Genomic DNA, 12862 nt, shown 5'->3' with positions numbered 1-12862 from the left:
CACGGCAAGATCATTATAAATTGAACTTATAGAGCAAGTAGTGATCAGATCAAGGCATAATAATTACTTGGTCGCATAAATATGAGCACTACTTTTCTGAAACATTTTAATTCAATTACAGATCCTCGCATTGAACGTTGTAAAAAGCATGAACTTATCGATATTCTTCTCCTTGCTATTAGCGCTGTACTCTCTGGTGCAGAAGGATGGGAAGATATTGAAGACTTTGGGCACCTAAAGCTTGATTGGTTAAAAAAATACGGTACGTTCAACGCAGGAATTCCAAAACATGACACGATTGCTCGCGTCATGTGTCGGTTAAAAGCAAATGAAATAGAAAGGGCATTTCAATCTTGGATATCATCACTGATTGAAACCACAGGTGCAGATATCATCGCTATCGATGGCAAAACCGCACGACGTTCATTTACCACAAAAGACAGAAAAAGTGCCTTACACACGGTCAGTGCATGGAGTTGCCAACACCAGTTAGTGCTTGGGCAGACGGCTGTTGATAATAAAACAAATGAAATCACCGCAATACCAGAATTACTCACCCTGCTCGATATTGAAAACAGTATCATTACGTTAGATGCGATGGGATGCCAACAAGAAATAGCAAAACAAATCATCCAACAAAAAGCAGATTATATTCTTGCACTTAAAGGTAATCATTCAGGCATGCAAAAGGAACTAGAAGCGTGGTGGCACAAGTGCGAGCGTGAAAGGTTAACTCAGCATAATTGTGATGAATATACCGAAATAAGCTCAGGACATGGGCGTGTTGAAACACGTACATGCCAGCAGTTACTTATAGATAAAAGCTGGTTAGGCAAGGATTATCGTTGGCCTGGCTTAACGAGTATTATTAAGGTCAGGGCTGAAGTTCATGATAAGTCGGCAGGGTCGGATACCACTGAAACACGCTGGTATATAAGTTCATTAGACTTAAATGCAGCGCAAGCACTCAATGCGGTACGCAGTCACTGGCAGGTTGAAAGCATGCATTGGATGCTTGATATGAACTTCAGAGAAGATGAATCGAGAATACGCAAACTTCAAGGGCCATTAATGTTTAATGTAATGCGAAAGATAGCCATGGCGCTTTTTAAACAAGATACATCTAAGTCAGCTAGTATGGCGAGGAAAAAGAAAATGGCAGGGCTAGACGATGATTACCGCTCAACCCTGTTGGAGTCTGGGATTAAAATGCGCTAGCCGTGGTAATTATACCCCAGAGGGGTGCTTTATTGTAAAGGAGTAGGCCAGCCTGGCTGAAAAATGGTGAAGGCTATAAAGCGTGCAGAGGTGTATTAACTGTGTTAACTGTTACTTAAGTTCCTTGGGGGTTTAAGTTCCTTACGTATAAGCCCCTTGCCTTTAAGTATCGTGCGTGTTTAAAAAGTATATACACGCACCGACACTTAACTTGCAACAAAGTAGGTATTATAAAAGTAGCGGCGATTTTGCCGTTGCCAAATACCCTATCGCTAAAATCACAATCGTGTTAACTACCACATACATAATCTTTGGCAGCGTATTAGTTTGTTTAGCACTAATAATACCTATCGCAATATAAATCACTACAAGCACTATTTTTTCTAATAACCATAGTTGCTCAAAGGGGTTTATTTTTGCCATGAACACCAATGTTATTGCAGAAATAAGTAATAAAGTGTCAATGCTGTGACTGCCAATAAAAACCAGTTTATTTTTGGCAAGCTTGCCACTGCCCATACGCGAAAAAGAGCGGATGTAAAATAAGATAACGCTTAGCATAGCAATTGCCATGTGTGAGTGTTTTACTGCTAAATAATCCATAAGCCTCAGTACTTTTTGTTTTGTTAAAATTAGTTAAGTGCGTTTAATACCAATCCGCTTAATTAAGTGATCTATTTTGAGGATGGAAAAACGTGTTGATAGCTAGGCAAAAAATTTGCTATTTAGTTGTTCTAAATGAGAATTTTTTAACGCTGATAGCAACACGTTTAGCCCCCTCAAAATGATTAAGTATTATTGCTGCTTGGTATAATACCAAGCCCTACGCACTGCTTTGGCTATTATGCCTCACAAACTAAAAAGCACATAGTCGCAAGGCTATGTGCTTTTTAAATTTATAGTAACGATTAACGTTGTTGTCGTTGCACGTTCTCAAATGCTAGTTGTACATTTTGCGAAAAAATCTCAATTAAATTACGTTGCGTATCGGTTATATTTTTAGGGATCCCCGATATAAATAACATCGAATTGTGATTGTACTCGCTACTACAATAAGCAAATAAATAGTTATCTTTATAAATTATGCTTTTATCTTTAAGTGCTTGATGACACGCCTCTAGTTGCTCGTTTTGCAGCACAGCATCTAATTCTTTACCCTCGCTTTGCTCAAACTCACCCGTACCAGAGCGCACAATTAGCTTATCGTTACTATTTTCTTGCGTATTTTGCGCCACTAACGTAGTGGCATACACCGCTTGATCGGCAATGCCTAATAACGAGGTAAGTTGCTGCATCACCCCTTCAATAAACTGCTCTATTGAACGTGTGGCAAATATATCGCGCGAGGCAACAATAATTTTTTCAAGCCCTTCGCGAGATTGCTCTATAGAAATAATATCGCGATACGAGCGTAAGCTCGACATAATCACAGTAAACAGCTTTTGCGCTGTTAGCTCTGTTTTCGATTTATAGTCGTTAATATCGTAATTAATAATGACTTGGCGCTCAGGCGCCTGCCCGGGCTGACCGGTTCTTAAAATAATGCGAATATGATTATTATTAGCTTCTTCGCGAATAAATTTAGCAACCTGTAACCCAGCGTCATCTGTTTCCATTACCACATCTAGCAGTACAATAGCGGCATCTGGGTGCGCATTTATTAATTCTTTTGCTTCAGCGCCCGAGTATGCGCTTAAAAATTCTAAACGTTTGTTCTGAAATTCAAAATCACTCAACGCTAGCTTTGTAACAGCATGAACTTCAGGTTCGTCATCAACGATTAATACTTTCCAAGTGCCAAGCTCTACTTCACTTTCTAACTCATCTGGCTCATCTGAAAATAAAAAATCACCCATCATATTAAAGGTTCCTTAATGCATTTATAGAACACACAATCATGGCTGTTTATTATCAAATTAAGGCCACTGTGCGAGCGTTACACGATCGTTATTTCCCAAGTCTTTTACTGTTTTAATATTTATATACGCCATTTGCTTAAACAAATGCCGAACAGCTTCACCCTGTTCAAAACCATGTTCTATTAAAAGATAGCCACTAGGGAGCAAATAGTCACGTGATTGTGTAATTATTTGTTTTATATCAGCCATTCCTGCATCATCGGCCACTAACGCAGAAAGAGGTTCAAAGCGCACATCTCCTTCTTTTAAATGTTTATCGTCGTGTTCAATGTACGGGGGGTTAGTCACAATTAAATTAAACTGCTCATTTTTCAGCGCGCTAAACCAGTTACTTTGCTTAACTTGCACATTATCAATGGCTAAACGCTGCTGATTACGAGTCGCTAAGGCCACCGCATCTGCTACTTTGTCGACTGCTGTAATTTGCCATGTTGGCATTTCACTGCCAAGTGCAAGTGCTATAGCGCCGGTGCCAGTGCCTAAATCAAGCACTTTTGCTTGCTCAGGCACGGTAAGTGCTAAAGCTTGCTCAACGAGTGTTTCGGTATCAGGCCTAGGAATAAGCGTCGTAGCATTCACCTCGAGCGCTAAGCTCCAAAATTCGCGCTGGCCAATAATATGCGCTACGGGTTCACCATTTAAACGCCGTTCACAAAATTCATCATATTGGCGCTGTTCGTCGCTGCTAAGTAGGTTATCTGGCCAGGTAAATAAGTAACTGCGAGGTTTTTGAAGAATATGTAATAGCAGTACTTGTGCGTCTAATTTAGCGCTGTCGCTAGTTGGTGCAAGTTTATTTGCACCAACCGCTATTGCCTGCTCAAGCGTGTGGCTCACAATTACTCATCGCCCATTGCGGCAAGTAAATCAGCCTGATGCTCTTGCATTAATGGATCGATAATTGCGCCTAAATCACCAGTTACCACTTCGTTTAAGCGATAAAGCGTTAAATTAATACGGTGATCGGTAATACGTCCTTGCGGGTAGTTGTAAGTACGAATACGCTCAGAGCGATCGCCGCTGCCCACTAAGTTACGACGCTCAGAGGCCTCAGCCGCATGACGTTTTTCATCTTCGGCTTGCTGTAAACGCGCGGCAAGTACCGACATCGCTTTAGCACGGTTTTTATGTTGCGAACGCTCATCCTGACACTCAACCACAACACCCGTTGGAATATGAGTAATACGAATTGCCGAGTCGGTTTTATTTACGTGCTGACCACCGGCGCCGGAGGCTCTAAAGGTATCTACTTTTATATCGGCGGTGTTTATTTCAATGGCTTCTGCTTCAGGAATTTCGGCCATTACTGCAACCGTACACGCAGAGGTATGTACACGCCCTTGCGACTCAGTCTCTGGTACACGCTGTACACGGTGAGCGCCCGATTCAAACTTAAGCTTACCGTACACACCTTCACCGCTAATGTTTGCTATAACTTCTTTGTAGCCGCCGTGTTCACCTTCGTTGGTGCTCACCACTTCAACTTTCCATTTTTGTGTTTCGGCGTAACGGCTGTACATTCTAAATAAATCGCCTGCAAAAATAGCCGCTTCGTCACCACCGGTACCCGCGCGTACTTCTAAAAATACATTGTTGTTATCTTTAGGATCTTTAGGAAGCATAAGCACTTGTAGCTCATCTTCTAATGATAAAATTTGCGCTTTAGCTTCTTTGTATTCTTCTTGCGCCATTTCACGCATATCTGGGTCTGAATCTTTTAACATTTCTTCAGCAGTCGCTACATCGTCTTGCGCTTGTTGGTATGCTAAAAATGTTTTTACAATTTCTTCAAGCTCAGAGTATTCTTTTGAAAGAGCACGAAAGCGGTTTTGATCACTAATGACCGACGGATCGCTCAGTAGCGCTTGTACTTCTTCGTAGCGCTCTACTAAGGTTTCTAATTTACGATATACAGACTCTTTCATTTAACTGTTATTCCTGATCAATACCTAACATTTTTTTCAACTGAGTTAGTTGTGCCACTTCACCTTTTTTAGCCGCATCTTGAATTGCACGGGTAGGCGCGTGCATTAAGCGGTTGGTTAATTTATTGGCCAACTCTAATATAATTTTTTCTGCGTCTTTACCTGTATTTAGCTGACTAACCGCCCGCTCAACAAGTTCTGACTTAATGGTTTGTACGTCGTTTCGGTAGTGGCGAATTAAATCAACCGAATCGAGAGAGCGAACCCACATTTCAAATTCTTTTACTCGCTCGCTTATTATTAATTGTGCTTGTTCTGCCGCCTGTTCACGCGCGGCCATATTCTCGCTTACAATGGCTTNTTGTAAGTCATCAACGGAATATAAATAGGCTGCGTCAAGCTCGCCTACTTGGCTTTCTATATCGCGTGGTACGGCAATATCAATAAACAGCATAGGTTTATGGCGGCGCTGTTTTAATGCTTGCTCCACCACCCCTTTACCTATAATTGGTAACGTACTGGCGGTTGAGCTAATAACTATATCGGCTTTGTGTAAACGCTCAGGGAGTTGTGCCAGCGCAATCACATCGGCCGACACTTCCTGCGCTAAACCGCGTGCACGCTCAATGGTTCTATTGGCAACCGTAATTTGTTGTGGCTCATTTTGATATAAATGTTTAGCTACAAGCTCTATTGTTTCGCCGGCACCAATTAATAACACATTGGTTTTATCAAGCTTGCCATAAATATGTTTTGCTAAATTAACCGCTGCAAACGCCACCGACACAGCACTGGCACCAATATCAGTGTCGGTACGGACCTGCTTAGCTACCGAAAAGGTTTTTTGAAACAACCTGTCAAACTTAACGCCTACGGCATCGTGTGTTTTGGCGCTATGATAAGCTTGCTTAATTTGCCCTAAAATTTGCGGCTCGCCCAATACCAACGAATCTAAGCCGCACGCAACACGCATTAAATGATTAATGGCTGCATCACCTTGGTGGCAATATATATTTTTGCTCAGTTCGTGTTCATCCAAACCATGGAAACTGGCAAGCCATGCTAGCAGTGCTTGGGAATTTGACTGCTCAAGGCTACAATAGATTTCGGTACGGTTACAGGTAGATACAATAACGGCTTCGTTAAAGTCGGCATGACCGCTTAATTGCTGGAGCGCCTCAGACATTTGCTCAGGCGAAAAAGCCACTTTTTCACGTAATTCTACGGATGCGGTTTTGTGATTTATACCAAGTGCTATGATGGTCATATTTGCCAAATATTGCTGCGCCCTACTTTAAAGGCGGCAATTTTACCAAAAATCAGCGGAATATGGAAAGTAAGGAACAACATTTGATTAGACATTATTTAATTTTATTCACTCTTTTTTTGTTTTTAGCGGGCTGCGCCCACCAAATTGATACAAAAACAACGCTTTACGATGATTGGAAACCACGCTTAGCAGCGCAAAAAACCTGGCAAGCACAAGGTAAATTAGCGTTTATAAGCCCTGATGAGCGCCAATCTGCAAACTTAAATTGGCAACAAGACGAAAAACAAAACAACTTAGTGCTCACTACGTTTATTGGTACTCGTATATTGTCGCTTAAACAAACCCGCACAGGTGCGGTACTTGATTACGACGATAAAACATACACAGACACTAACGCCGCGTTATTATTAAAACGCTTAACAGGTTTTAACCTGCCTGTTGATAACGCCGATAACTGGTTAAAAGGCACGTTAACGTCGCAAACATTAAAAGTAGACGAACTTGGCCGTGCACAACAAGTTATTTGGTACGATAACAGCAATAAAAAGTGGCAAATAACGTATTCAAACTATAAACAGCAAGGTGGCTTTTGGGTTCCTGGCAATGTCACGCTAAAACATCAGCAAATTAAAATCAAAATTCAACTCTACAATTGGCAATTTAATTAAGTATGAATACTAAAACAGCTTTTTCGGTCATTGCACCGGCAAAACTTAACTTATTTTTACACATCAATGCGCGCCGTGATGACGGTTATCACGAACTAGAAACCTTATTTACCTTTTTAAATTTTGGCGACACACTCGACTTTTCAGTTAACGAAGCGCCCACTATTTTAATAACGGGTGATACGAAAGGCATAGCAGATTGCGATAATCTCATCTATAAAGCCGCGTTATTGCTTAAAAATCACTGTGGCATTTCATCAGGTGTAAAAATAAATCTCACTAAACGTTTACCTATGGGTGGCGGTGTAGGAGGCGGTTCATCTGATGCAGCCACCACGTTACTTGCACTTAATAAAATGTGGAATACACAACTAGATATTGATGAATTAGCAAACTTAGGCTTGCAATTAGGCGCCGACGTACCGGTATTTATTCGTGGTAAAAGCGCCATAGCACACGGTATTGGCGAACAATTGGTTGACGTAGAGCTTGAACAAAAATGGTATTGCATTGTGCACCCTAATCAGCATGTCAGTACCGCTAAAATATTCACTCACCCAGATTTAAAACGCGATACACCAAAAATTTCAGGTGATTGGCGAACCCATAAATTAACCAACGATTGTGAGCCTTTAGTTAAAAAGCTCTGCCCCGAGGTTGAAAAAACCCTGCAGTGGTTGCTAAAATACGCCCCGTCGAAGATGACCGGAACAGGTTCATGTTGTTTTGTCGAATTTGCTAGCCAAGTTCAAGCACAAGATGTACTTGATAACCTCCCCCATACTTGGCAGGGTTTTGTTGCTTCTAGCGCAAATGTCTCTCCTGCTCATACGGAGCTTGCCGCCATATTCGATCAATGAAGTAACGTACAAGTAATCATAAGTTAACGCGTAGTGGGTTTTACCTATTTACCCGTTAGTCCAAAAATTCAGTGCCTGAGGAACCCTACCGTGCCTGACATGAAGCTCTTCGCTGGTAACGCAACACCTGAGTTAGCTCAAAAAGTTGCAAAACGTTTGTATATTGAATTAGGCGATGCTGTTATTGGCCGTTTTAGCGACGGTGAGATCAGTGTTCAAATAAATGAAAATGTTCGTGGCTCGGATGTTTTTATCTTGCAATCAACCTGTGCCCCTACTAACGATAACCTAATGGAACTTATCGTTATGGTTGATGCTCTACGTCGTGCATCAGCAGGTCGTATTACTGCCGTCATTCCTTATTTTGGTTATGCACGTCAAGACCGTCGAGTACGTTCTGCGCGCGTTCCAATTACCGCTAAAGTTGTTGCCGATTTCTTATCAAGTGTAGGTGTTGACCGCGTTCTTACGGTTGATTTACACGCTGAGCAAATACAAGGTTTCTTTGACGTACCAGTAGATAACGTATTTGGTAGCCCTGTATTACTTGAAGATATGGAAGAGCGTGAGTTTGAAGACGTTGTTGTAGTATCACCAGATATTGGTGGTGTAGTACGTGCCCGTGCTATTGCAAAACTACTTCACGACACAGACCTTGCTATTATTGATAAACGTCGCCCTCAAGCTAACGTTTCTCAAGTAATGCATATTATTGGTGATGTTGAAGGCCGCGACTGTATTATCGTAGATGATATGATTGATACCGGTGGTACTTTATGTAAAGCCGCAGAAGCACTTAAAGAACACGGTGCTAAACGCGTATTTGCCTATGCAACGCACCCTATTTTATCTGGCAAAGCTGCAGAGAACATTCGTAACTCAGTAATTGATGAAGTAATTGTAACTGACTCAATTCCGTTATCTGATGAATTAAAAGCGCTTGATAAAGTAAAAGTACTGACTCTTGCTGACATGTTAGCCGAAACAATTCGTCGCATCAGCAATGAAGAATCTATTTCAGCGATGTTTGAACACTAAAATCACACATTCGTTGGAACATATAAGCGCCTTTTGGCGCTTTTTTTGTATGTGTTGTTTATTTTATCGGGGGGCGGTGTTATGATAGCGCGCCTTTTGGGTAGGGACCTTGGTCGCAAAGGCCCTAACACTTTTAATTATTGGAGACATTATGTCTAACGAAACTTATACTTACAACGCTGAACTTCGCGTAGAAACTGGTACTGGTGCGAGCCGCCGCCTACGTCGCGAAGACAAAGTACCTGCTATCCTTTACGGTGCAGATAAAGAAGCGGTATCGCTTACTCTTGCTCATAAAGACATGATCAAAGCACAAGAAAGCGAAGGTTTTTACACGCACATTCTTACGCTAAATGTTGGCGGCGAGTCTGTTGAAGCTATCTTAAAAGATATTCAACGTCACCCATTCAAGCCAAAAATCACTCACCTTGATTTCCAACGTGTAGATGCAACTCACAAATTAGTAACTAAAGTTCCTCTTCACTTCATCGGTGAAGAAGCAGTTACTAAAGCTGGCGCAACTGTTGTTCACCAGTTAACTGAAGTTGAGATTTCTTGTCTTCCTAAAGCACTTCCAGAATTCGTTGAAGTTAACGTTTCTAATTTAGTAGTTGGTGATTCAGTTCACATTTCTGACCTTGAACTTCCTTCAGGTGTTCAGTCTGTTGAACTAGGTAAAGGCGAAGGCCACGACCTGTCAGTAGTTACAATCAAAGCTAACAAAGCAGCTCCTACTGAAGAAGAAGCTTCAGACGCTGCTGAATAATATTTAAGGTCTTGCACCTTGAATTCTATTCAAATGCTTGTGGGCCTGGCTAATCCAGGCCCCGAATACGCAAACACACGCCACAATGCAGGTGCTTGGTTCATTGAAGAACTCGCAGCACGCTACAACTGCACGCTCAAACACGATCCTAAATATCACGGCCTAACTGGCAAAGTGATCATCCAAGGCCAAGAATTCAAATTATTGATCCCCACCACCTACATGAACTTAAGTGGTAAAGCGGTCGGTAGTTTAGCCAATTTTTTCAAAATCCCCGTGGAAAACATACTTGTTGCCCATGACGAAATGGATTTAGACCCAGGCGTTGCCAAACTTAAAAAAGGTGGCGGTCATGGCGGTCATAATGGCTTAAAAGACATTATTGCAAAAATGGCAAACCAAAAAGATTTTATGCGTTTACGCATAGGTATCGGTCATCCAGGGCATCGTGAAATGGTTACCGGTTGGGTGCTTGGAAAAGCAGCCAAAGAAGACCAAGAAAAAATGGATGCAGCGGTTGATGAAGCAGTTCGTTGTATGGAAATACTTGCAAAAGATGGTGTGTTAAAAGCACAAAACAGACTACATTCTTTTAAACCATAATCGTTTAAACGAATCTTAACAAGGTATCTTACTATGGGTTTTAAATGTGGCATCGTTGGCTTGCCTAATGTTGGTAAATCAACGCTTTTTAATGCACTAACTAAAGCGGGTATTGAAGCCGCTAACTTTCCTTTTTGTACCATCGAACCTAACACAGGTGTAGTACCGGTACCCGATCCTCGCTTAGACGAGCTAGCAAAAATTGTAAATCCTCAACGTATTCTACCTACCAGTATGGAATTTGTTGACATTGCTGGTTTAGTAAAAGGCGCATCAAAAGGTGAAGGTTTAGGAAACCAATTTTTAGCAAACATTCGTGAAACGGATGCAATTGGCCATGTAGTTCGCTGTTTTGAAGACGAAAACGTAATTCACGTTGCAGGTACTATTGACCCTGCTGACGATATTGACGTTATCAATACCGAATTAGTACTTGCCGATATGGACAGCGCTGATAAAGCAATTTTCCGTAACGCTAAAAAAGCGAAAGGCGGCGATAAAGACGCTAAAGAGCAAAATGCAGTACTTGAAAAAGTAAAAGTACACTTAGACGAAGGGTTAACACTTCGCTCTTTAGAGCTTACTAAAGAAGAAAAAGCAGCAATTAGCTCAATTAACTTCTTAACTATTAAGCCTACTATGTACATTGCTAACGTAGCTGAAGATGGCTTTGAAAATAACCCACACCTTGACCGTGTACGTGCTATTGCAGAGTCTGAAGATGCTGTAGTAATTCCGGTGTGTGCTGCAATCGAATCTGAGCTTTCTGAACTAGATGAAGAAGACAAGCTTGAATTTATGGCAGACCTAGGTTTAGAAGAACCAGGCCTAAACCGTGTTATTCGCGGTGGTTACGAGCTATTGCATTTACAAACCTACTTCACAGCAGGTGTAAAAGAAGTACGCGCGTGGACTATTCCAGTAGGTGCAACTGCGCCGCAAGCGGCTGGTAAAATTCACACCGACTTTGAACGTGGCTTTATTCGCGCACAAACCATTGCTTATGACGACTACATTGCCTTTAATGGCGAAGGTGGCGCTAAAGAAGCCGGTAAAATGCGTCAAGAAGGTAAAGAGTACATTGTTAAAGATGGCGATGTAATGAACTTCTTGTTCAACGTATAATTACGCCTAAACAATCTGTTTATAAAAGCCCGCTTAATGCGGGTTTTTTTATGCCTTTAACCAGGTAAGTTTCATCCTAAAAGATAAATGGCCTTAATCACTTTTGGCTTTTTATAGCAATTAGCATAATTAAGTGATTTATTTTGTGGATGGAAAAACCTGTTGATAGCTAGAAAAATTCGCTATTTAGTTGTTCTAAAAGAGAATTTTTTCACACAGATAGCGACACCTTTAGTCCCGCAAAATGATATAAGTATTATTACGAATTGGTATTATACTCACGAGCTAAGCTAAATACTTTATTTAACGTGATAAATACGCATCAGTAATAAGCAAATTGCCCTAACAACTACCCCCACGCGGTGATTAATATGTAATTTTTAACGCAACTAGCGCAAGTTATGCCTACTTAAAATGATTGCATAGCCTGGTTGTTAAGTATCATAACTTCATTCAATAGCTAAAATACTCAATAAACTCGGTTTTAATACAACTTGATCACAAAGCGACTGCATAAATACTCAGCAGTTTTTATATTAACGGTTTTAAGTTGTTATTACTTGGTGTACTTTGACAGTTGATTTACAGTTAAAAAAACAGCAAATTTATTAAAATTTAGCCTCTTAGCTTAATTTTCCTGCAAACAAACCCTGTTAAGTGTTTTTTTGCAAAAAAGGTGTTGACGGATTTGGGTCATATCAGCATAATACGCCCCGCACTCAGCGATGAAGTGATAACAAAAGAGATGGCTAAGTAGCTCAGCTGGTTAGAGCACATCACTCATAATGATGGGGTCACAGGTTCAAATCCCGTCTTAGCCACCATTTTTCTTTTGTTGCTCAATGAAGAGTTTAAAATAACTACCTTCCTTTGATTATTCAAAGTGAAAATGCGGGAGTGGCGGAATTGGTAGACGCGCTGGATTTAGGTTCCAGTATCTTAGGATGTGAGAGTTCAAGTCTCTCCTTCCGCACCATGTTCTGATATGAACTAAACTATCAATTGTTTTCTGTTGGGATATCGCCAAGCGGTAAGGCACCAGGTTTTGATCCTGGCATTCCCAGGTTCAAATCCTGGTATCCCAGCCAACAATGGCTAAGTAGCTCAGCTGGTTAGAGCACATCACTCATAATGATGGGGTCACAGGTTCAAATCCCGTCTTAGCCACCATTTCTTTTTTAGAAGTGGCTCTGCAAGAGTTAAATTGCAGCTCAATGAAGAGTTTAAAATAACTACCTTTCTTTGATTATTCAAAGTAAAAAATGCGGGAGTGGCGGAATTGGTAGACGCGCTGGATTTAGGTTCCAGTATCTTAGGATGTGAGAGTTCAAGTCTCTCCTTCCGCACCATGTTCTCGATAAGAACTAAAATAATCAGCTAATTCTTTGTTGGGATATCGCCAAGCGGTAAGGCACCAGGTTTTGATCCTGGCATTCCCAGGTTCAAATCCTGGTATCCCAGCCAATTTCT

11 protein-coding genes, 6 tRNA genes and 1 pseudogene are annotated in these 12862 nt (G+C 41.2%); 13 read left to right on the top strand and 5 right to left on the bottom strand.

The window, feature by feature from the left end:
- Nucleotides 1-81: 81 nt before the first annotated feature.
- Nucleotides 82-1218 (top strand): ISAs1 family transposase, encoded by a 1137-nt coding sequence (locus L650_RS0108615; RefSeq protein WP_029772849.1) that lies wholly within the window; start codon nt 82-84, stop codon nt 1216-1218.
- A gap of 228 nt (nt 1219-1446) precedes the next feature.
- On the opposite strand, the gene L650_RS0108610 is transcribed toward L650_RS0108615, so the two are convergent.
- The 5 genes and pseudogenes from L650_RS0108610 to hemA all read right to left on the bottom strand — a co-directional run bounded on the left by L650_RS0108610 (nt 1447) and on the right by hemA (nt 6329).
- Entirely contained in the window at nt 1447-1821 is a 375-nt protein-coding gene (locus L650_RS0108610) for a SirB2 family protein (RefSeq protein WP_024034187.1), read from the bottom strand.
- A 314-nt stretch (nt 1822-2135) separates the two neighbouring features.
- A pseudogene (locus L650_RS0108605) lies at nt 2136-3077 on the bottom strand (DUF3369 domain-containing protein); the annotation flags it as partial.
- 57 nt (nt 3078-3134) lie between these two features.
- The gene (gene prmC / locus L650_RS0108600) at nt 3135-3974 is read right to left on the bottom strand and encodes a peptide chain release factor N(5)-glutamine methyltransferase (RefSeq protein WP_024034189.1); all 840 of its coding nucleotides are present in this window, start codon (nt 3972-3974) and stop codon (nt 3135-3137) included.
- A gap of 2 nt (nt 3975-3976) precedes the next feature.
- Complete coding sequence (gene prfA, locus L650_RS0108595; protein WP_004588836.1) at nt 3977-5062, bottom strand: peptide chain release factor 1; 1086 nt, start codon at nt 5060-5062, stop codon at nt 3977-3979.
- A 7-nt stretch (nt 5063-5069) separates the two neighbouring features.
- Nucleotides 5070-6329: a glutamyl-tRNA reductase gene (gene hemA / locus L650_RS0108590; protein WP_029772847.1), complete on the bottom strand. Its 1260-nt coding sequence runs from the start codon at nt 6327-6329 to the stop codon at nt 5070-5072.
- Between the two features lie 83 nt (nt 6330-6412).
- Here hemA and lolB point away from each other — a divergent pair, with 83 nt between their 5' ends.
- The 12 genes from lolB (at nt 6413) to L650_RS0108530 (ending at nt 12856) form a co-directional block, all read left to right on the top strand.
- Nucleotides 6413-7000, top strand: coding sequence for a lipoprotein insertase outer membrane protein LolB (gene lolB, locus L650_RS0108585; RefSeq protein ID WP_029772846.1), 588 nt, complete (start codon nt 6413-6415; stop codon nt 6998-7000).
- 2 nt (nt 7001-7002) lie between these two features.
- Nucleotides 7003-7860, top strand: a complete 858-nt coding sequence (gene ispE / locus L650_RS0108580; RefSeq protein WP_029772845.1) for a 4-(cytidine 5'-diphospho)-2-C-methyl-D-erythritol kinase — start codon at nt 7003-7005, stop codon at nt 7858-7860.
- A 90-nt stretch (nt 7861-7950) separates the two neighbouring features.
- Nucleotides 7951-8898: a ribose-phosphate pyrophosphokinase gene (locus L650_RS0108575; protein ID WP_029772844.1), complete on the top strand. Its 948-nt coding sequence runs from the start codon at nt 7951-7953 to the stop codon at nt 8896-8898.
- Nucleotides 8899-9049: 151 nt separating this feature from the next.
- Nucleotides 9050-9664: a 50S ribosomal protein L25/general stress protein Ctc gene (locus tag L650_RS0108570; RefSeq protein ID WP_004588831.1), complete on the top strand. Its 615-nt coding sequence runs from the start codon at nt 9050-9052 to the stop codon at nt 9662-9664.
- 18 nt (nt 9665-9682) lie between these two features.
- Nucleotides 9683-10267, top strand: coding sequence for an aminoacyl-tRNA hydrolase (gene pth / locus L650_RS0108565; RefSeq protein WP_024033868.1), 585 nt, complete (start codon nt 9683-9685; stop codon nt 10265-10267).
- 33 nt (nt 10268-10300) lie between these two features.
- The gene (gene ychF, locus L650_RS0108560; RefSeq protein WP_004588829.1) at nt 10301-11392 is read left to right on the top strand and encodes a redox-regulated ATPase YchF; all 1092 of its coding nucleotides are present in this window, start codon (nt 10301-10303) and stop codon (nt 11390-11392) included.
- A 747-nt stretch (nt 11393-12139) separates the two neighbouring features.
- Nucleotides 12140-12216 (top strand) — tRNA-Met (locus L650_RS0108555).
- Between the two features lie 67 nt (nt 12217-12283).
- Nucleotides 12284-12368: transfer RNA gene (locus L650_RS0108550), tRNA-Leu, on the top strand.
- Between the two features lie 37 nt (nt 12369-12405).
- Nucleotides 12406-12480, top strand: a tRNA-Gln gene (locus tag L650_RS0108545).
- Nucleotides 12481-12485: 5 nt separating this feature from the next.
- A tRNA-Met gene (locus tag L650_RS0108540) sits at nt 12486-12562 on the top strand.
- A 94-nt stretch (nt 12563-12656) separates the two neighbouring features.
- Nucleotides 12657-12741, top strand: a tRNA-Leu gene (locus L650_RS0108535).
- Nucleotides 12742-12781: 40 nt separating this feature from the next.
- Nucleotides 12782-12856, top strand: a tRNA-Gln gene (locus L650_RS0108530).
- Nucleotides 12857-12862: the final 6 nt, after the last annotated feature.

It is taken from the genome of Pseudoalteromonas sp. TB51 (assembly GCF_000498055.1).
Lineage (GTDB): Bacteria > Pseudomonadota > Gammaproteobacteria > Enterobacterales > Alteromonadaceae > Pseudoalteromonas > Pseudoalteromonas atlantica.
This window is presented reverse-complemented; position numbering and strand designations above follow the sequence as displayed.